At 53.0% G+C, this 202-nt stretch carries 1 rRNA gene; it reads left to right on the plus strand.

Going from position 1 to position 202, the window contains the following annotated elements:
- Positions 1-15: 15 nt before the first annotated feature.
- Positions 16-202 (plus strand): 16S ribosomal RNA (locus ACJ004_RS30195); the annotation flags it as partial.

The following is a 202-nucleotide window of genomic DNA, read 5'->3' on the forward strand; positions in this document are numbered from 1 at the left end:
ATGAGCTAATCAACTTTCTTGGAGAGTTTGATCCTGGCTCAGGACGAACGCTGGCGGCGTGCCTAATACATGCAAGTCGAGCGAACCTGCAGGAGCTTGCTCCTGTTGGTTAGCGGCGGACGGGTGAGTAACACGTGGGCAACCTGCCTGTAAGACTGGGATAACACCGGGAAACCGGTGCTAATACCGGATAATCTTTTTC

Origin of the sequence: Neobacillus sp. 204 (genome assembly GCF_046562815.1) — a bacterium.
In the GTDB taxonomy this organism is placed as follows: Bacteria; Bacillota; Bacilli; order Bacillales; family Cytobacillaceae; genus Neobacillus.